This is a genomic window from Microcoleus sp. A2-C3 (assembly GCF_036706065.1).
Classification (GTDB): domain Bacteria; phylum Cyanobacteriota; class Cyanobacteriia; order Cyanobacteriales; family Microcoleaceae; genus Microcoleus.
Genome location: NZ_JAUBVX010000002.1, coordinates 198987 through 218686, shown reverse-complemented (window position 1 = coordinate 218686; position 19700 = coordinate 198987). Strand labels below are relative to the sequence as shown.

Sequence of the window (19700 nt, the reverse complement as noted above, 5' to 3'; positions counted from 1 at the left end):
GGGAATTGGGAATTGGGAATTGGGAATTGGGAATTGGAATGACAAATCTCAACTGTCAACTGTCAACTGTCAACTGTCAACTGACAACTGACAACTGACAACTGACAACTGTCAACTATCAACTGACAACTGACTACCGTTCCGGGAACAACTGACAAGCCCTGATAGTTGGCTGATTTGCCCAATCCAAGCGAGAATTTGGAAATCGATCCATCCAAGCTTCCAAATAAGCTCGATTAGCCTTTTTTTCCTCTGGATCTGAGGTGTTCATCGGATGAGGTGCTAAACCAAAAATAGTCGCTGTCGTCACGCAAAACATCGACTTCTGAAAACTTTGGCAAATTTGCACGCGCACATCATCTTCGCCGCGACAGCTAGTGCGGTAAACTTCTTGCAAATAATCCGGCAGAAAATGCCGCATATCTTGCATCAATTGAGTCGGCGGAATCCCTGCACCTCCGATCGGCAAAGGGTCAGCAAATAAAGCCCCGTAGCCAAAATCTTTTTGTTCTTCGGGGATTTGGTGCGCTTGGGCGTTGTATGAAACTACTCCAAAAAATGCTGTTCCACGAAAGAAAATTGCCTCTACATAAGGCACTGCTACATCTGCTAAAAATGTCAAGCCCGCCGAGGCTGGAATGATATCGTAGTCTCGATCGCCAATCTTGACGCTGTAGGTGATTGGTAGACTGGCGGCACCCACCAAACCTGCTAAGGTAAAATCAACTACGTCAGCGATCGACTTAATTTCCCCGGCTTCGTAGCGATCGGACATATCAATAAATAAATCGCTCATTACCCGCCAAAACTGACCAAGCCCGGTGTAGTAAGCCAGCATCCGCACTTGTTCCGGCAAAAAATTAGGGAAAACTTTGTGCAGTCCCTGCATGAAAAAATTGCCTTTTAACTTAGCTGCGATCGCCTTTTCGACCAAACTGCTAAATTCCGGGGAATCCAAATAAGTGTCCAAACCCCCACCGCCGTGCCAAAGCATGGTTCTCATCACATACTCAGCATACTCAAAATTAATGCGGTCGTGCCACAAATAGCGGATTAATTTCGGTCGATTCACTTCTCCGTTGAAATATTTAAAAAACGGGAAAAGCACTAAAAATTGTTCTTCAGCGATGTAGTTAAGATTGAGGGAGTAGGCATCTAGAACCACACCGTAACTTTTGAGAATGCCGACTACTTCTACTACATTGTCCGTTGATTCTGGAAGCAAAGCTTTGCCTGACTCCAAGATGTCAATGTAGGCGGATAGAGGATGGGCAGAGGGTTTTAATACGGTACTTGTCATTTGATTTGAACCTTAATTGAATAACTGTTTTCCTATCAACCAAATCAGAATTCAAAAGAATGTTTGGGAGCATCTGTGTTTTGCATTAAGAGTGCTGTCCCCGCTCGATAGCGGCAGTAAATGCACGCGATCGGGGACGCTCGCACTGTAAAATAAATGCTTTTTGCAATGCCGGAGATGCTCCCAAATGTTTGTAGTGAGGACTTGAGTCCTCAGAAGTTTATAAAGACGGAAGTCCTCACTACGAACCTATGGAAGATTTCACTCCAAGTTGTGAGCAACTTGTTGAACTTGCGCGGGCACAGCCGATACTAAGCCGATCGCAGTTTTCTCGCTCAAAGCCACTAAAACACCAGGCTGCACTCCCATGATGGCGATAATTACTGCTAAAACCAGCGAAGGAATACGATCGCGCCACCGCACTTGTGGCAAATTCACCACCAAATCGGAAAGGCGACCGAAAAAGGCACGGTTGACCATAATTAAATAGTAGACTGAAGTTAAACCAGTGCCGATCATGCAGAGCAAAGTTTGCACGGGAAACACTGGTAAACTGCCCCGAAATATCAAAAATTCAGCAATAAATCCCGCCAACCCCGGAATGCCGGCACTCGCCATCACGCCAAGGATCATTAAACTGCCAATCATCGGCAAACCGCGATCGGGATTGAACAAACCTTTGAGCACATCGATGTTGCGACTGCCGGATTTTTTGTAAACAATCCCGACACTCAAAAATAGCAGCGCCGAGATTAAACCGTGGCTAACCATTTGCAACACAGTTCCCAGCATACTAATTGGAGTAGCTGCGGCGCTGGCCAACAAAATGTAGCCCATGTGGGCGATCGAACTATAAGCTACAATTTTTTTCATATCTTTTTGGGCGATCGCGCAACTAGCCCCGTAAAGCACACTCACCACCGCCCAACTCGCCAACCAAGGTGCAGCCACCGCCCACGCATCGGGGAACAAACCCAAACCAAAGCGCAGCATCCCGTAGGTTCCCAACTTCAACAGAACCCCCGCTAACAGCACAGAAACAGGAGTCGAAGCTTCTACGTGAGCATCCGGCAGCCAAGTATGAAAAGGTACCAAAGGAATCTTAATTCCAAAAGCCAACAACACCCCAGCCAGCAACACAAGTTGCCTCACCAAAGGTAAAGGCAATCCACCTTGTAAATGCGATGCACCCGCTGCACCAACCATATCGAAACTAGAAGCACCGCTGAGCCAAACTACCCCCAAGAAAGAAGCCAGCAACACCATGCCAGAAAATGCAGTATAGATTAAAAACTTAGTAGCAGCATAACCCCGGCGCTCGCCGCCCCAAATCGCAATTAACAAGTAAAGCGGAATCAATTCTACCTCAAAAAACAGGAAAAATAGCAGCAAATTTTGAGATAAAAAAGCCCCCGTGACTCCACCACTAATTAACAGCATCAAAGAATAATAAAGTCGAGGTCTGCGGATAGAGTCATCCGTAGCGTAAATAGCGACCCCTGTCAGTAGAGTATTTAAAATCACCAAAGGCAGAGACAAACCATCAACGCCTAGATTGTAATTCAATCCCAAAGCATCGAGCCAAGGAACAAATTCCGAAAACTGCAACTGACTCGTACTGATATCAAATTGAGCAGCTACAATCACCGAGAGAATAAAAGTCACGCCCGCCATGACGAGAGAGGCATTCCGAACTACTTTAGAACTTACCGCACTGGGCCAGAACCCAATTAGAGCAGCGGTCAACATTGGTATCCAGATTAAAGCACTGAGCATCAATTAAAACTTCCCTTGTTACGCAGCTTTGATAACTATATTTAACATTAACGCAAAGGAACTGAATAAAAAAGCGATCGGTCAATTTTCTTGTTAAGATAGATGCCAATGTCTCGGTAATCGTCCTATAACCTTAAGTATTAGCGATCGATAAGATTTTCCAATTAAATGGGAGCATCTCATTTATGCAAAAAATATTTTTTCTGGGAGTGCGATCGTCCCCGAAGAGCGAGGTGTATAATACTCGCGAGCGAGGACGATCGCACTACGACACAATTTCACTACCCGAAATTTTACCCGGTGGGAAAATTCCGGTTGCACAATTGTGACCGATTGACATTAAATAAAACTAGAAAAGAAGCAGACAAACTCAAAACAATTCATCTGCATTCATCCCCGTTAATCCGCCTTTCATGTGCGGTTCAAAAAAGCCAAATAATCAGCCCCAGCAACACAGCAACCCCACTCGCAATAGTCAACACATAAAACTGCGATTGACCGGTGCCGCTATACTTCAACCCTTCGCCGCTGAAAATTGTGGCAAAACCGAACAAATTTACCGCCCCATCTACCACGTACTTGTCAGTCCAAGCGCTGAGTTTAGCAATAGAAGCCACGGCCCAAACCACAGTCAAGCCGTAAACTCGATCGATATAAAAGTCGTAAGCCAACAAATCCTGCACCGCCGGCAGCGGCAGCCGTACCGGTCTAGGTAAAACCCCGTACCAATAAATCGCCACCCCAATCCCAACGCCAATCAAGCCAGATAGCATTAAAAGCGGAACATTTAGAGTCTTCAACAGCAAATTTAAAGTATCAAAATCCCAGGTTTTCGCCCAAGGCCCAGTCCAACTAATTAACAGTTGCCACCGTTGCAAAATCCAAGGCACTAACAGCCCGATTACGGTCAAAGTTACCATCGGTAATGCCATAGTCCAACCGACTTCTGGAGCTCTGCGAGTTTTCGGCTGCGGTTTTCCCGCAAACACTAAACCGAATACGCGAGTTAAATTTAGCGCTGTTAAACAGTTAACCAAAAGCAATACAACTACCAACCACAAGGGCACTGTCCAAAAACCGTTGAGCCAGCGCCGCATCGCCCAAAAGTTACCCATCGGTAATAGTGCTACCATCCCCGCAGCGCCTACTAAATAAGCCATTGTCGTGGCAGGCATCTTTGACCACAACCCTCCCATTTCTGTTAAATCTTGAGTGTTGGTTGTGAGAATAATTGACCCTACGCTCATGAATAATAGTGCTTTGGAGATCGAGTGCGCGAACAGCAACAGCAAAGCAATGTCTACTTCATTGAGTCCCACCGCGATAAACACTAAACCCATAGAAGCGCTGGTAGAATGCGATAAGGCTCTTTTGATGTCGATTTGGGCGATCGCCACCAAGGAAGCGCCAACAGCCGTCACCGCACCCAAAACGACCAACACCACACCAGTCACCGGCGACAGCGCTAAAACAGGCTGAAGTTTAATCAAAATATAAGCGCCAGCACCTACAACAACCGTATTCCGCATAATCGAAGCCGGGTTTGGCCCTTCCATCGCCTCGTCCAGCCACAAATGGAACGGAAATTGAGCGCACTTGGCTGTAGGTGCAGCGATTAAAGCCAAACCTAAAAGAGTCGCTACCAAAGGAGACAAAGTGGCAGTTTCCGCCCATTTTTCTAAATCGGAAAAATTCAAACTTCCCGCTAAAGTAGAAAGCGTCACTACTCCCATCAGCAGCGGTACGTCTCCTACACGCTTTGTTAAAAACGCATCTCTAGCCGCCGTTACTACCAGCGGTTGAGCGTACCAAAACCCGACTAGCAAATAAGTTGAAAGCGTCAGCACTTCCAACAAAGCGTAAGTTAGCAGCAGCGAGTCGCTAATGGCAATGCCACTAATTGCTCCTTCAAAAAAACCGAGCAGCCCAAAAAATCGAGCTAGCGCCCAGTCTTTTTCCATGTAGCCGATCGCGTAAATTTGTGCTAGCAAACTCAGAACTGTAACTAACTCCATTGCTCCGACGCTGATGGTGGAGATTTCGATGGCAAAAGACAAATTTAAGTCTGCTGCTTGCACCCAGTGTACGAGCAACTGTTGGGGGGGTCGATCCCAAGTTGCTCGAAAAATAACCGATCCGTGGATGAAAGCCAACACAGTCATCAGCAAATTGAAGTAAGCTGCGGGTCTCGGCCCTGTGGTGCGAACGGTTCCTGTAGACCACGGCAATGTTAAAATTGCGCCAATTAAGCCATATAAAGGCACCCACCAACAGGCTTGGAGGAGAAATTCGGTCATTTAATTGATCCTTGAAATTTTAAATTACTCGCTGCCTCGATCCAAAGGCAGTTCCGGGCGATCGCGCCACACCGTAAAAATTTGACTAAACCAGATCTTAATAGTTCTGGCAAAATAATTTGCACCTAAAATTCACTATACATGAAAGCATCAAAACTGAGAATTTTCTCCCTACAAAATTACAAGCTTCTCAGAATCAGCACTCACAGAAAAAATGCCCGCCGATTGGCCCAGACTGTCTTTTTTGCCTATTTATTGGTGATCCCTCATGGCAAATCCCCAATTTCATCGACACTGATCGGTCTCGCCTTCACTTACCGAACTCTACCTTACAGGTATTTGTACTCACTTGACTGCAAGCTGGCCGCCCGCATCTACTCCGGCATATATTAAGATTATTAAATAAATATTAAATTATTTTAAGTAACATAAAAAATTTTAATTTTTGTTATTAAACATTATGATGTTAGTTTATATTGTCAAGGTGGACAGATTCCCCTATTCTATAAGGATAGGAAGCTTTACACTGCATTCCTAAATAATGTGGGCCTCCCCGTCCAAATTTTTAGATTTCTCAAAGATTTGTAACGGTAATGCCACTAATCCTCAACTTGGAGATTCAAAAATGTCAATTGCCGTGGGAATGATTGAGACAAAAGGTTTTCCCGCTGTTGTGGAAGCTGCCGACGCTATGGTCAAAGCTGCTCGCGTTACCCTCGTGGGCTATGAAAAAATCGGCAGCGCCCGCGTCACCGTAATTGTGCGCGGCAACGTGTCGGAAGTCCAAGCCTCAGTGGCAGCAGGAGTGGAATCCGTCAAGCGGGTGAACGGCGGAGAAGTCGTCTCTACCCACATCATCGCTCGCCCCCACGAAAACCTAGAATACGTTCTACCCATTCGTTATACAGAAGCAGTAGAGCAGTTCCGAGGCTACTAATTTCTTAGCGCGCTGAAATTTCGTTTGACCAAAAGTTGGACGAAAAGCAGTGCGATGATCGTCAAAAATTTACAGTTTAGTTACCCAAATATTCAATCAGGAGTAAAACCAATGGCAATTGCAGTTGGCATGATCGAAACTTTAGGCTTCCCCGCAGTGGTAGAAGCTGCTGACGCGATGGTCAAAGCAGCCCGCGTCACCTTGGTCGGCTACGAAAAAATCGGTAGCGCTCGCGTTACAGTCATTGTCAGAGGAGATGTCTCGGAAGTGCAAGCTTCCGTCGCCGCTGGAGTAGAGTCAGTGAAGCGCGTTAACGGCGGACAAGTGATGTCCACCCACATTATCGCCCGCCCTCACGAAAACTTGGAGTACGTGCTACCCATTCGCTACACCGAAGCTGTAGAACAGTTCCGCGAAGGCGTGAGCGGCATTCGCCCCCTCAACAGATCTTAAGATAGGCACGAGGCTGTTAGGGGCGTTTGGTAATTAAAAATTAAAAATCACAAATTAAAAATCGCGATATTTTTGATTTAGCATTTTTAATTTTTAATTGAGGTGGGCATGAGATATTGGTTATTAGTCATAAGTCACGAGTCATTAGTCATTAGTCATTAGTCATTAGTTACTAGACGAAAAACTCTAAAATGAAGACATGAGACTGAATAAAGCTAATTGAAAAAAGACAAGTGACGGCAAAAGAATGACAATTACCAATTACCAATTACCTATTACCTAAAATGCAAATGGCCAAAGTTCTCGGCACAGTTGTCAGTACCCAAAAAGAGCCGACGCTGAGAGGATCGAAATTTCTACTGCTGCAATTCATCGATCAAGAAGGTTCGCCAGTTCCCGGATATGAGGTAGCCGCTGACTGTGTGGGCGCTGGTATCGATGAATGGGTTTTAGTGACCCGCGGCAGCGCAGCCAGGATAGCCCCAGGCAGCGAAAATCGTCCGATCGATGCTCTAGTAGTAGGCATTATAGATACTGTCAATGTAGAAAATCGCCTCATTTACAGTAAAAAAGACGACCCATACCGCTAGTTGACAGTTGACCGTTGACCGTTGACAGTTGGCAGTGAACAGTGAACAGCTAATAGCTAACAGTGAACAGTTGACAGTGAACAACTAACAACTAACAACTAACAAAGAACAACTGACAATTTTTTTTCAGTTTAGGAGAACTTAATTTATGGCAGTCCGCAGCGTTGCGGCTCCCCCGACGCCTTGGTCGAAAAACTTGGCTGAGCCGAAAATTCACGACACCGCCTACGTACATTCCTTTTCTAACATTATTGGGGATGTACATATCGGTTCAAATGTGATGATTGCCCCCGGGACATCTATCCGCGCCGATGAAGGCACTCCGTTTTATATCGGAGAAGGAAGCAACATTCAAGACGGAGTAGTGATTCACGGCCTAGAACAAGGCCGAGTCACAGGAGACGATGACAAATCCTATTCCGTATGGGTGGGGAAAAATACTTCCCTCACCCACATGAGTTTAATTCATGGCCCAGCCTACGTGGGCGAGGATTGCTTTATCGGCTTTCGCTCTACGGTGTTCAATGCCAGAGTCGGCAACGGCTGCATTGTCATGATGCACGTATTAATTCAAGATGTGGAGATTCCCCCAGGTAAATATATACCTTCGGGAGCCATCATCACTAATCAGCAGCAAGCCGATCGCCTGCCAGATGTTCTTGATTCAGATGTTAAATTTGCGACCCACGTCATTGGCATCAATGACGCTTTGAGAACGGGTTATCGCTGCGCTGACAACATCGCTTGTCTAGCACCAATTCGCAACGAGCAAGCTAAAAACTCAAATATCACTCAAATGAATTATTCTACCCAAACCGGCACCCAATTGAGTTCTTCTCTAGCCGATAGCATCCGCAATTTACTAGCGCAAGGATACAGCGTGGGAGCCGAACACGCCGACGCGCGCCGCTTCCGCACCGGTTCTTGGCGCACTTGCGGCCCAATTTCCTCAACCCGCGAATCTGAAGTAGTCGCGGCTTTGTCAGCTTGCATGGCTGACCACCAAGGAGAATACGTCCGCTTGATCGGGATTGACACCAAAGCCAAGCGCCGCGTACTAGAAGAAATCGTCCAAAGACCCGGAGACAATGGCTCTAATGGTTCTAACGGTTCTAGCGGTGCGAAAACTTACCAATCTAACGGTAGCGGTAAAGTTGCACAAGCTTCTGCGTCAAGTGGCAAATTGAGCGACGCAACAGTGGCTCAAGTTCGCGGCTTGCTAGCTCAAGGCTATAAAGTGGGGACGGAACACGCCGACGCGCGTCGCTTCCGTACTGGTTCTTGGCAAAGTGGGGCTTCGCTGCAAGTCAAAAACGAATCTCAGGCGATCGCTGCTTTGGAAGCTGTGATGAAGGAATATACGGGCGAGTATGTGCGCTTGATCGGAATTGATCCGAAAGCTAAGCGCCGCATAGTTGAAGAAATTATTCAGCGTCCCGATGGCCCGGTTGCTCAATCGGCTAAGTCGGCTGCAACATCGGGATTCAAACCAGGGAAATTTAAAGAAGCTTACACAGGTGCGGTCGCCAGCAGCGGCATCTTGACCGGCAAGACGATCGACCAAATCCGCAACCTGCTCTCCCAAGGCTACAAAATTGGCACAGAACACGCCGACCCGCGCCGTTTCCGCACCGGTTCCTGGAGCAGTTGCGCGCCGATCGAATCCAACCGCGAATCCGAAGTAATTTCGGCTCTCGAAAGCTGTATGACAGAACACAGCGGCGATTACGTCCGCTTGCTCGGTATCGACTCCAAGGCCAAGCGCCGCGTACTCGAAGAAATCATCCAGCGCCCTTAAGAATGCCTGGTAATTAGCTTGTTTCTCCCGTTAAGTGCTCGCGTTGGGCTAATGGGAGAACTAGCCCTGGGATTCAAGTTTGGTTTGAGAGAGTTAGACAACTCGATTGAGAATTTTTGGGCAAACTTTAGGATTTTCTCAAACTTTATAGAAAATCTTAAAGCCCGAACAAAACTTAGGCAAAAAAGGTTTGATGCGTTACTTATATGGGTAAGGTACGCAGTGTTAATCCTGCGTAATTAGGTTTAGATTCAGTCTCGATGGAGCTTTTCAGTATGAGTAAATTCTCGCTTGTTTGATGGATAAGGTTAAATTTTCTTTCGTCAATAAAACCCATAAATTAAAGTCCTTTTATCTAAAAAAATAGCTCCTTTCATGGTAAAGTTGAATGTATTTATCGCCACTGCAATTAAGTAGCAACTCTCAGATTTTGATGAGTGGCGATGTAGTTGTGAATGAGGGTGCGGCGATCGCCCCAGGAGTCATCCTACAAGCAGATCCGGGAAGTCGGATCTCGATCGCCGCCGGTACCTGTATCGGCATGGGAGTAATCCTTCACGCCCGCGAAGGTACTCTCGAAATCGCAGCGGGCGTGATTCTGGGTGCAGGAGTGTTGGTTGTAGGTGCGGGGACGATCGGCGCAAATGCCTGTATTGGCGCGGGGACGACGCTGATTAATCCTTGTATCGACCAAATGCAAATTTTAGCAGCAGGTTCTCTGATCGGAGATACCAGCCGCCAAGTTGCAGCAGAAGCAACCGCAGCAGCGACAGCAGCACCGGAAACTCCCGAAGCCAGTACGCCACCAGTTGAACCGCCAGTCGATCGCCCGATTGAGCCAAAACCCGCCCCAACACCGCCTCAAACACCGCCGGAGACAGCCCCAGAACAGCCGTCAGACGCGGCCTCAGAGCAGCCCCAACCAGCAAATACACCAACTATTCTCTACGGTCAAGCTCACATCAATCAGTTGCTGGGAACGCTGTTTCCGCACCGGCAAGCTTTTAATCGATCGCAAGAAAACGGTCAAACTTTATCGGGCGGTTCTGGATAGCCCTCATTTCGGCAAAAGGCAGTTATGCTGAAGGCAGAATCAAAAAATATAAATAGGTAATCTGATATTATTGGTAGCTCAACAATTTTTAAGGCTTTGCAGCAGAAATGTGTGTCTTAGAGCTCGTGTAATCTGTCTTCTCATCTGACAAACTAAAACTATCAACAAATTTTTATTTTGAGAAGTTTCTAAAGGTAATTGAAGATGGACGGACAAATAGATCGTAAAAGTGACCCCGATCGCTCGCAGCGCCAGGAATATTTCAAAGACACTGCTTTGGGTTTGGTATCTACCAAAAGTTTTCCGGCAATTGTCGGGACTGCTGACATGATGCTGAAGTCGGCGGGGGTGATTTTAGTAGGATACGAAAAAATTGGTTCCGGTCACTGTACGGCGATCGTCCGGGGCAGAATTTCGGACGTGCGCTTGGCTGTGGAAGCCGGAGCTCAGACAGCAGAACAGTTCGGACAGTTTGTTTCTAAGTTGGTGATTGCTAGACCTTTGGCTAATTTGGAAGTGGTTTTGCCGATCGGCTTTCGGCTGACTGAACTCTCCGAAAGTGGCAGTTATTCGCGGCTGAGCAATCAGGCGATCGGTTTGCTCGAAACGCGGGGATTTCCGGCAATGGTCGGCGCTTGCGATGCTATGCTCAAATCCGCAGACGTACACTTGGCCGCCTACGAGAAAATTGGCGCCGGTTTGTGTACGGCAATTATTCGCGGTGCCGTCGCAGATGTCGCAGTAGCCGTAGAAGCCGGGATGTACGAAGCTGAACGCATTGGCGAGTTGAACGCGGTGATGGTAATTCCGAGGCCTTTGGAAGATTTGGAACAAACTTTGCCGCTGGCGAGTTGCTGGATAGAACACCGCAAACCTGTGATGATGCCAATCTCTGTTGAGCAAAAGGAAAAAGAATTGATCGAACTTCCAGATTTGGAGAAATTGAGAGTTTATGTGGAAGAGGAAGTCGAGCGGTAATCGGTAATTTGTATGTAATTAGCCAGCAAAATTTTGTCAATACTTGCTGCTAGAAATACTGAGATGAAGTTGCTAAACAGGATATAAATTTTACTCAAGAGAAATGCGTGCACCAATTTATACCGATGGGGCGCGTCAAGCTTAATTTGGCTACCCGTGCCGATCGCACCTGCATCGAGAGACACAGAGCACCAACGCAAACTAGAATGTTGATCGAAAGTCGTAGCGTAGCGGGGCGTAAGCCATCGGGTAAACAATCGAACTCATAAATTAAATCCAGCCGACGAGCAGGCTCTTTCAACATGATTTAACTGCTGTTAAGATCGACCTAAATCCTGTTTTGGATAGATTTCCGGGAATAACTCAAGAGTTACTCTTGGTATAAATGAATGCTGTTTCAACAGATTAACGCCTGTCGAACTCAACACAGAGTACAAAGGAATTACTCCCCACAATCAAGCAATCCTGAAAGTTGACCCCACTCAATAACCGACACCGTGCCGCCGACATCATAAATGTGAAGTTCCCAACACTTTAGATGCTTGTTCAAACTCCGGTGATTCAGCCAGCAGCAAGTCAATCTAAAATCTAAAATCTAAAATCTAAAATCTAAAATCTAAAATCAACTCACCTATGAACCTCAAACAATTTTACAAGCGCGGTTTGTACAGCGCCAAAAAAGGAAACTACGAAGCGGCGATCGAAGACTTTGATCAGATATTGCAGGAAAATCCCGCCGACGCCAAAGCATATAACAATCGCGGCTTAGTCTACTATTACATGAAAGACTACCAAAAGGCGATCGAAGACCTCAGCCAAGCACTAGATATCAATCCTAATTTGTTCGAGGCTTATCTGAATCGAGGTAATGCTTGGCGGCATCTCGGAGAAAACGACAAAGCCATTGAGGATCTCAACTGCGCTTTAGCAAACAAACCTGACAGTCATGCTATTTACAACAACCGGGGACTCGTACTTGCTAATTTAGGGCATTACGAAGAAGCAATAGAAGACTACAATCAAGCTCTCTCTATCAATTCCCAAAATTATAAAACTTATTACAATCGGGGGCGGGCTTACTACCTTTTGGGAGAAAAAGAGGCAGCAATAGAGAACTTTAACGAAACGCTGCGGTTGAATCCTAGATATATCAAAGCTTACATAAATCGCGGTCTCTGTTACCACCAACTAAAAGACAATACGCAGGCGATCGCCGATTACAACACTGCACTAGGCATCGACCCAAACAATGTTTATGCCTATTATAACAGAGGATGTGTTCGCTATAAATTAAAACAAATGCAGTTGGCGATCGAAGACTTTGACAAAGCAGTGGAACTCGATCCGAATTATGTCAAAGCTTATCTCAACCGAGGTTTAGCGCTGTACAAACTCGGAGATATCGCAGCAGCCAACAAGGATTTTTACCACGTCATGTGCATTAATGCTGAAGCTTATTTATACTACCAAGCCCAGCGCTGCACGCCGGATATTAATTCCTACTTCAAGGAAGCGCCGCAGATGGAACAGAATAATGCTGTGGAATATTACAACACAACATTAAATACAATGTCAACTTCTCTAAGTTCGGCAGCATTAAACTCGATTTGGAATCAAGAAGATTTGGATAGCAGAGACTCGATTATCTGTGAAGGTGAATTTCTCAACGAGTGAATTAGTCATTGGTCATTAGTCAGTAGTCATTAGTCATTGGTCATTAAGTCGGTAATCGGAAAAAACACAAGTTCAGAAACCCGGTTTCTTGCGTGATTTCTCGTTACTAAACACAAAATCTCATAGAAACCGGGTTTCTCGCCCCCATGCGTAAGCCCAGAGAAGTTTTTAACTCCGATTCGGTAGCCGTTAAAAATTTAAGCCCTTACTGCAAAAAACAGTAAGGACTTTAATCCTTCATCCCTGAGTTTTAAGGACTTGCATTCGGAACGATCGCACTTTAAATACTAGCCATCACTTCGCGCGCTGCGGCCAAAGTGCGATCGATATCCTCATCAGTATGAGCCAAAGAAGTAAATCCAGCCTCAAACTGCGAAGGAGCCAGATAAATACCGTGCTCCAACATTCCGCGATGAAAGCGGCCAAACTTTGCTACATCAGACTTTTTCGCATCATCGTAATTGTGAACCGGGCCCGCCGCAAAAAACAAGCCAAACATCCCGCTAATTTGCCCGCCGCAAACCGCGTGTCCCGCTTCCTTAGCAATTTTCAGCAATCCGTCGGACAGTTTTTTCGTAATCCTATCCAACTGTTCGTAAGTGCCAGGTTTTTGTAGCAATTCCAAAGTTTTAATCCCAGCAGTCATCGCCAAAGGATTTCCCGAAAGCGTACCAGCTTGATACACCGGGCCCGCTGGAGCCACCATCCCCATAATATCGCGCCGTCCGCCGTAAGCTCCCACCGGCAAGCCGCCGCCGATAACTTTACCCAAAGTCGTCAAATCTGGGGTGACACCGAATTTTTGCTGAGCTCCACCGTAGGCGATGCGGAAACCGGTCATTACTTCATCAAAAACTAACAAAGCGCCGTTATCTTTGGTAATTTCCCGCAAACCTTCGAGGAAACCCGCATCCGGTACAATAAATCCGGCATTTCCTACAACTGGTTCGAGAATTACGCCTGCGATTTCGCCCGGATATTCGGCAAATAAAGCTTTGACTGCTTCTAAGTCATTGTACGGAGCGTTGAGGGTGTTGGCGGTAGTGGATTTTGGCACTCCAGGCGAGTCGGGAAGGCCGAGAGTTGCGACACCGGAACCTGCTTTTACCAAAAACATATCGGCGTGCCCGTGATAGCAGCCTTCAAATTTAATCAATTTATCGCGTCCGGTGAAGGCTCGCATCAGCCGCAAAACAGCCATGCAGGCTTCGGTGCCGGAATTGACAAATCGCACCATTTCAATGCTGGGAACGGCATCGATGACCATTTCGGCCAGCACGTTTTCCAGTAGCGAGGGTGCGCCGAAACTTGTACCTTTTTCTAAAGATTCGTGAAGGGCTTTGATGACATCTGGGTGGGCGTGGCCGCAGATGGCTGGGCCCCAAGAGCCTACGTAGTCAATGTATTGGTTGCTGTCAACATCCCAAATGTAGGCTCCTTTTACCCTGTCAAAGACTATTGGCCCTCCGCCTACGGATTTGAAGGCGCGCACGGGGGAGCTGACGCCACCGGGCATCAACTTCTGGGCGGCGGCAAAGATTTCTTCTGATTTGGCGGTTTTCAAGTGTGTTGTGGAAACCAAAGTTTTCTCCTTAGTGAAGGTATGTTGTTGCTAGGATACTTAATATATCGACTTCAGGTTAAAGGGTAGGCCGATTAAAGAAACTATAGTAGTAGATTCTATGATACAAACCAATGACTAGCAATATGGGTGAAATTTTTAACGCTTTGACAGCACCGCCAGCGATCGCCCTAAAGTGTAATTTTTTGTAAAATAGTTCTTGACAATTTGCCCATCACTTGCCTAATCTCCTCTCTTCTCTCTGTGTCCTCTGCGCTCTCTGCGGTTAATTAAAAAAAAATATCCGACACGAAAGCGTTAATTTATCTGAAAAGCTGCAATAAAATTATGTCTGTTAATGATGTGTCTAGTTTGAGCCGATCGATCCCAATTGAAAAGATTCGTTACGACGATCGCGGTTTAGTACCGGCGATCGTCCAAGATTACTTAGACGGTACAGTGTTGATGATGGCGTGGATGAATCGCGAGTCGCTGCAAAAAACCCTCGCAACCGGTCAAACTTGGTTCTGGAGCCGTTCTCGCGCTGAATTGTGGCCGAAAGGAGCGACATCGGGACACATTCAAAATGTCAAAGGGCTGCGTTACGACTGCGATAGCGATGCTTTGCTAGTGACAGTGGAACAAGTCGGAGATATTGCTTGTCACACGGGTGAAAGAAGTTGTTTTCACCAAGTTGATGGGGAAATTTCACCGCCGCCCGGAGATATGTTATCTCAATTATTTGACGTGATTTGCGATCGGCGAGACAATCCTAACGAAACATCTTACACTTGCAAGTTGTTCGAGGGTGGCGACAACAAGATTCTCAAGAAAATTGGCGAAGAGTCGGCGGAAGTTGTGATGGCTTGCAAAGATGACGACAAAGACGGGATTGCTGGGGAAGTTGCGGATTTATTTTATCACGCTTTGGTTGCTTTGGCTCACCATCAAGTTGATTTGAGAGAAGTTTATCGCAAATTGGGCGATCGTCGAAAATAGTCGATAATTGCTAATAGGTTTGATCGTTCGGACTTCAGTCCTATTTTCCAAAATACGCTCGAAAACCGGCAAAACTAATACCAGTTTAAAAGAATCTGCCTGCAAAGATTAATTTACTGGTTTGTTTCGCGATGCGATCCTAATATCATCTCAGGTCGATCGTTAATTAGTTCGTAGTGTGGACTTTAGTCCGCAACAAATGAGCGGACTAAAGTCCACACTACGAACCGTTTTGATGCAATGAGCAATTCTCGTCACTTCCTAGAAAGTAAAAGTAGTGCGAAGAACTCCCACCCCTACAGTGTCATTATCCTTAGTACCTTCAGGATTGAACAACACAAAAACCCCCGGTGTAATGCTGATATTATCGTTAACTTTGAAACGATAATAAGCCTCCAAATGGTAAGGAGTTGCTTTGTTTGCCTGAAAACGAGCACCGCCACTTACCGAATCGCGATCCAAAGGCTGTCCAAACAGAATACCTGCATTATTTCCTGATTTGAACAAATCTCGGAAATGTAAACCAAACATCCAACTGTTGAAAGTTGTAGAAGCATTGCTTCTTTCAGCATCAGCAATTATCCAAGCTCCATAGGTAGAAACAGCAACTTTCGGAGAAAGCCGCCAGGTTGCAGTACCGCCAAAGGAATTCATCCTCACGCCACCGTTAACAGGTTCTCTATCTCTTCCCAAAATCGAGCCCAAATCCGCATCAGATAATCCTGTAGCCAGAATATTCAATTGGTGGCGGCTGTAAGCGTAATTCAAACCAATGTCAATACTGCTAGTTGGTTTAATCGTTAACTGCGCCGCAGCAATTGTACTTCCCTCAAATAAACCAGCCCCCAACGGAGTAGCTGGAAAGCCTAAATCGTTAGGCAAAGCAGCATTTACACTGCCGTACAAAGCCGTAAGATTGAGCTTTTTAGAAACGTTCCAGATAAACCCGCCTGCCGATGCCAAACCGCTGCCAGAAGTGCCGCCGGATACGCGCACTACAGGGTTGTAACCTCCAAACCTAGAAATAGCTTCTTGCCCTTCTCCTGCAAAAGGAGTGATTGCTTGAAAAGCATCGGAAGTTTCCGCCTTCGGGCCAGCAAATAAAGTAATGCTGTTAGAAACTGGAAAGACGTAAAGCAGTTTGTAAAGTTCAACTGTGTTAGCGCCAATGCTAGATAAATTCTGAGGGTTTATTCCGGGAAATTGCGGCTCAAAACTCAGTCTTGCTTGACTGTCAGATAAACCGCTAAATGCTCCCGTTGACAAACCCAAATCTGGCCCGAAGCTGCGAATGTTGTAAGCTTGCAAGCCTGTGATTAATGTGTCTTTGCCGGTGAAACTGGTAAGCAGATTCAAGCGCACTCGGTAATTGAAGACTGTCTGAGTATCGCTGTTATTGTTTTTGGTAGTGTCGGCAACACTAAAAATGGCTTCGCCGCTGAGTTTAGTTGTTGTCGAAAATTGATTTGCTTCTAATTCGGCGGTGCGGGATTCTAAAGCATCGACTCTACCGCGCAAAGTAGCTAATTCTGCGGCAAATTCTTCTTGCAATCTTTGCAATGTAGTTAAGTCTTCTTTTGTCGCTAAATTTCCAGTACCTGCTTTAATTAGCTCTGTTACCTTATCCAAGCAAGCGTTTAAACCGGCGGCGAATTCGTAGCGAGTCATTGCCCGATTGCCTCGGAATGTGCCGTCTGGATATCCCGCTATGCAGCCGTATCTTTCTACGAGAGATTGTAAGGCTTGAAATGCCCAATCTGTCGGGCGCACGTCGGAGAGTTGTGAGACAGATGTTACTTGTTCGAGTTCGGTAGATTCGGGAGTTTGGCTGTTGGTTGGTGCGGGCTCTAAGGAAGCGCTGTTTTCGATTTCAGCTAACTTTTCTAAAGTAGGTGTTTGTGTTTGAGCAATGATTGGTGCCGGGCTTGGGGCGGGAATCGCAGATGTTGTTTCTGCGATTTCGGCTGGTGCCGGGTTTGGGGTAGGAATCGCAGATGTGGTTTCTGTGAATTCGGCTGGTGTCTGCGGGTTTGGGGCGGGAATCGCAGATGTGGTTTCTGCGATTTCGGCTGGGGCTTGGTTGGCTGGTTTTTCGGCTAAGTTTAATGAGTTGTTTGGGGGATTTTCTGCGGTTAATGCGGTGGTTTCGGGCTGATTGAGGTTGGCGAGGCGATCGTCTGTTGAGGTGGTACTATCAACGGGTGGCTCCTCGATTTGTTTGAATTCTGATGTTTCAGGGATTTTGAGCGGATTTTCAACAGTTGTATTCAGGCTAATTTTATCATCTGACTCTTTTAAGTCTTGAGTGCTTAATGTTTCTTGATCTGCAACGGGTGGCATGGCTGCCAATGGTAAAGAAGCGACAAGTAGATACAGTAAACCTGCTCCGCCGGCACTAAATAGTAAATGTGTTTTCACTGCGACTCCTCACAAATAAATTCTAAAATTGCTAGTAGCTTTCTAGCGATTGTAAATCTATTCGGCAGCCAAAATCACAAGTTTTAAATTCATCACTTTTGGATTTTTTATATCTTTAATAAGCTCTGTAATAGATTACGCAAAAATGGTGTCGCTGTGCTCTTGGTAGGGATAAGGTGCGCCGAAGTACCATACAGATAGACTGTGTACGGAGGCGACTTTGTATAAAATAATTGCCTTAGTTTGCGGAGGCAGGGGCGACGATCGCTCTACCGGGTTTTTCGGCACAATATTTGCTTAAAACTTTCTATTTTGGTTCCAAAATCCGGTTTTTTGGTTCGGGTGTGTGTGCCAAAAATGCCGATCGCAGTTTGAGGGCGATCGGCATTTTTGGAAATTTCTTTATTTGTCTAGTTTACATATCACAAAAGTTGTTTTTTTGCAATAATTTTTGCTTTCAACATTGGATCGAGCTTTCGCAAAATCGCGATCGCCAGTATCACGCTAACAGCCAAACCCAACCAAAAATTATCCGCCCCCAATTTACCCTGATCCAAGGCGAAACCGCCCAGCGGCGGCCCGATTAAATAGCCGATCGCCCAACACTGAGAATTAAGCGCCAAATACACGCCCCGCAAAGAATCCGGCGCTAAATCCACCACCAAAGCCGAAGCAAAAGGCGTATAAGCAACAGTCGCTAAGGACAAAAAGCTCAAGCCTAAAACAGCTAAAAATAGATTGCCAGTTGCTACCATTCCCGTCAAGCCGATCGCAATAAATCCGATTCCCCACAGCAGCGCCGAAATCATCAAAGCTTTTGGATGGGAAAACCGCCTCAAAGCCTTAACAATCGGCATTTGCAAAGCCACAGTTAAAAATGTGCTAAAAGCAAACAAAACGGTAATTGTACCTGTAGAAAAGCCTTCTCCAGATGTCCCCACCGGCACAAACTTACTAAAATACAGCGGCATCGTGGTTTGAATTTGGGAAATGTAGAGAGTAAACAAAATATTTACCGAGGCATATACTAGCAAAGTGCGATCGTTCAACGCCACCATCCAGCCATTTTTCAGATTTTTTGGGCTTGCATCTGTTGCAGTAGAAGGTTTGTAGGTTTCTGAAATCGCGATCGCCACCACCGCAAACAGCACTATAAACGAGATACCGTCGATAATAAAGAGCGATCGATAATTTCCCGTCACCGCAATCAAAACACCGCCAAAAATAATCCCAACTTGTAAACCCAAATTATCAGCAAGCCGCGTCAAAGCAAAAGCCTCTTGTCGCCGATCGCCCTCCGTTAAATCCGCCACCATTGTCTCGGTTGGAGGCCAATACAAACCCACGCCAAAACCCATCAGTACATTTCCTGCAACTAAACCTGCAAAATCATTAGTTGCCGCCAGCACAAAAGAAGCGACAGCCGCAATCATTGTCGCCAGCAATAAAGTTCGCCGCCTTCCCCAAAATTTAGAATCGCAAAAAGAACCGCCCAAAACGCGGCCGAATATTCCCGCAATTGAACCGATACCCAAACCGATACCAACAGCAGTTGCAGATAAACCGACGCGATCGACAAAAAAGATCGGCGCGTAAAATAAAGTAAAACCGGTGCCGCTTTGCGAGAGGAATCTGCCTGCGGCGAGAATCCAGACTTGAGTGGGGAGACGGGGTAGCCAAGAGGATAGTTGAAATTTAGGCATGATTATTTATAAGAGTCAGGAATAGTCGGCGGTTGAAACCGCGCCTAGACAAACGATGTCTGCCTCCGCAGACTTAAGAATTAAGTTGGTAGGGTGCGTCAGCTTTTAGCCGTTAATTATCGATCGCACAATCCGCCGTGACACTCCACAACTGTGCGATCG

16 protein-coding genes are annotated in these 19700 nt (G+C 46.2%); 8 read left to right on the top strand and 8 right to left on the bottom strand.

Annotation, left to right across the window (positions count from 1 at the left end; genetic code table 11):
* Nucleotides 1–133 precede the first annotated feature (133 nt).
* The 3 genes from QUB66_RS02465 to QUB66_RS02455 all read right to left on the bottom strand — a co-directional run bounded on the left by QUB66_RS02465 (nt 134) and on the right by QUB66_RS02455 (nt 5373).
* On the bottom strand, nt 134–1300 hold the full coding sequence (locus QUB66_RS02465) for a CO2 hydration protein (protein WP_265233214.1): 1167 nt from the start codon (nt 1298–1300) through the stop codon (nt 134–136).
* A gap of 261 nt (nt 1301–1561) precedes the next feature.
* Nucleotides 1562–3076, bottom strand: a complete 1515-nt coding sequence (locus tag QUB66_RS02460) for an NADH-quinone oxidoreductase subunit M (RefSeq protein WP_332966251.1) — start codon at nt 3074–3076, stop codon at nt 1562–1564.
* 422 nt (nt 3077–3498) lie between these two features.
* Nucleotides 3499–5373, bottom strand: a complete 1875-nt coding sequence (locus tag QUB66_RS02455) for an NAD(P)H-quinone oxidoreductase subunit F (RefSeq protein WP_332966252.1) — start codon at nt 5371–5373, stop codon at nt 3499–3501.
* Nucleotides 5374–5998: 625 nt separating this feature from the next.
* Between QUB66_RS02455 and QUB66_RS02450 the strand changes: the two genes are divergently transcribed.
* The 6 genes from QUB66_RS02450 (at nt 5999) to QUB66_RS02425 (ending at nt 11183) form a co-directional block, all read left to right on the top strand.
* A complete protein-coding gene (locus QUB66_RS02450) occupies nt 5999–6310 on the top strand; it encodes a carbon dioxide-concentrating mechanism protein CcmK (protein ID WP_006635059.1) in 312 nt (103 codons plus the stop codon).
* A 111-nt stretch (nt 6311–6421) separates the two neighbouring features.
* Nucleotides 6422–6763, top strand: coding sequence for a carbon dioxide-concentrating mechanism protein CcmK (locus QUB66_RS02445; protein WP_006635058.1), 342 nt, complete (start codon nt 6422–6424; stop codon nt 6761–6763).
* Nucleotides 6764–7047: 284 nt separating this feature from the next.
* Nucleotides 7048–7353, top strand: a complete 306-nt coding sequence (locus QUB66_RS02440) for a EutN/CcmL family microcompartment protein (protein ID WP_265233210.1) — start codon at nt 7048–7050, stop codon at nt 7351–7353.
* Between the two features lie 148 nt (nt 7354–7501).
* On the top strand, nt 7502–9151 hold the full coding sequence (locus tag QUB66_RS02435; protein WP_332966253.1) for a ribulose bisphosphate carboxylase small subunit: 1650 nt from the start codon (nt 7502–7504) through the stop codon (nt 9149–9151).
* Between the two features lie 388 nt (nt 9152–9539).
* Nucleotides 9540–10205, top strand: a complete 666-nt coding sequence (locus tag QUB66_RS02430; protein WP_265233208.1) for a carbon dioxide concentrating mechanism protein — start codon at nt 9540–9542, stop codon at nt 10203–10205.
* Nucleotides 10206–10409: 204 nt separating this feature from the next.
* Entirely contained in the window at nt 10410–11183 is a 774-nt protein-coding gene (locus QUB66_RS02425) for a carbon dioxide-concentrating mechanism protein CcmK (protein WP_265233207.1), read from the top strand.
* On the opposite strand, the gene QUB66_RS02420 is transcribed toward QUB66_RS02425, so the two are convergent.
* Nucleotides 11156–11368 carry a hypothetical protein gene (locus QUB66_RS02420; RefSeq protein ID WP_332966254.1) on the bottom strand — a complete coding sequence of 71 codons (213 nt, stop codon included), beginning with the start codon at nt 11366–11368 and terminating at the stop codon, nt 11156–11158. The genes QUB66_RS02425 and QUB66_RS02420 overlap by 28 nt on opposite strands.
* Before the next feature lie 448 nt (nt 11369–11816).
* On the opposite strand from QUB66_RS02420, the gene QUB66_RS02415 reads away from it, so the two are divergent.
* The gene (locus QUB66_RS02415) at nt 11817–12857 is read left to right on the top strand and encodes a tetratricopeptide repeat protein (protein WP_265233205.1); all 1041 of its coding nucleotides are present in this window, start codon (nt 11817–11819) and stop codon (nt 12855–12857) included.
* Between the two features lie 280 nt (nt 12858–13137).
* Here QUB66_RS02415 and hemL read toward each other — a convergent pair whose 3' ends face one another.
* Nucleotides 13138–14439, bottom strand: coding sequence for a glutamate-1-semialdehyde 2,1-aminomutase (gene hemL, locus QUB66_RS02410; protein ID WP_332966255.1), 1302 nt, complete (start codon nt 14437–14439; stop codon nt 13138–13140).
* A 327-nt stretch (nt 14440–14766) separates the two neighbouring features.
* On the opposite strand from hemL, the gene hisIE reads away from it, so the two are divergent.
* Nucleotides 14767–15417, top strand: a complete 651-nt coding sequence (hisIE, locus tag QUB66_RS02405; RefSeq protein ID WP_332966256.1) for a bifunctional phosphoribosyl-AMP cyclohydrolase/phosphoribosyl-ATP diphosphatase HisIE — start codon at nt 14767–14769, stop codon at nt 15415–15417.
* A gap of 261 nt (nt 15418–15678) precedes the next feature.
* Here the strand turns inward: hisIE and QUB66_RS02400 are convergent, their stop codons facing one another.
* The 3 genes from QUB66_RS02400 to QUB66_RS02390 all read right to left on the bottom strand — a co-directional run bounded on the left by QUB66_RS02400 (nt 15679) and on the right by QUB66_RS02390 (nt 19538).
* Complete coding sequence (locus tag QUB66_RS02400; protein WP_332966258.1) at nt 15679–17835, bottom strand: iron uptake porin; 2157 nt, start codon at nt 17833–17835, stop codon at nt 15679–15681.
* Between the two features lie 135 nt (nt 17836–17970).
* Complete coding sequence (locus QUB66_RS02395) at nt 17971–18123, bottom strand: hypothetical protein (RefSeq protein ID WP_332966259.1); 153 nt, start codon at nt 18121–18123, stop codon at nt 17971–17973.
* 134 nt (nt 18124–18257) lie between these two features.
* Complete coding sequence (locus tag QUB66_RS02390; protein WP_332966260.1) at nt 18258–19538, bottom strand: MDR family MFS transporter; 1281 nt, start codon at nt 19536–19538, stop codon at nt 18258–18260.
* Nucleotides 19539–19700: the final 162 nt, after the last annotated feature.

Coding starts and splice junctions, on each gene's coding strand:
- hisIE (WP_332966256.1), top strand. CDS start 14,767: ATGTCTGTTAATGATGTGTCTAGTTTGAGCCGATCGATCCCAATTGAA.
- QUB66_RS02415 (WP_265233205.1), top strand. CDS start 11,817: ATGAACCTCAAACAATTTTACAAGCGCGGTTTGTACAGCGCCAAAAAA.
- QUB66_RS02445 (WP_006635058.1), top strand. CDS start 6,422: ATGGCAATTGCAGTTGGCATGATCGAAACTTTAGGCTTCCCCGCAGTG.
- QUB66_RS02425 (WP_265233207.1), top strand. CDS start 10,410: ATGGACGGACAAATAGATCGTAAAAGTGACCCCGATCGCTCGCAGCGC.
- QUB66_RS02440 (WP_265233210.1), top strand. CDS start 7,048: ATGCAAATGGCCAAAGTTCTCGGCACAGTTGTCAGTACCCAAAAAGAG.
- QUB66_RS02455 (WP_332966252.1), bottom strand. CDS start 5,373: ATGACCGAATTTCTCCTCCAAGCCTGTTGGTGGGTGCCTTTATATGGC.
- QUB66_RS02435 (WP_332966253.1), top strand. CDS start 7,502: ATGGCAGTCCGCAGCGTTGCGGCTCCCCCGACGCCTTGGTCGAAAAAC.
- QUB66_RS02465 (WP_265233214.1), bottom strand. CDS start 1,300: ATGACAAGTACCGTATTAAAACCCTCTGCCCATCCTCTATCCGCCTAC.
- QUB66_RS02450 (WP_006635059.1), top strand. CDS start 5,999: ATGTCAATTGCCGTGGGAATGATTGAGACAAAAGGTTTTCCCGCTGTT.
- QUB66_RS02430 (WP_265233208.1), top strand. CDS start 9,540: ATGTATTTATCGCCACTGCAATTAAGTAGCAACTCTCAGATTTTGATG.
- QUB66_RS02460 (WP_332966251.1), bottom strand. CDS start 3,076: ATGCTCAGTGCTTTAATCTGGATACCAATGTTGACCGCTGCTCTAATT.
- QUB66_RS02390 (WP_332966260.1), bottom strand. CDS start 19,538: ATGCCTAAATTTCAACTATCCTCTTGGCTACCCCGTCTCCCCACTCAA.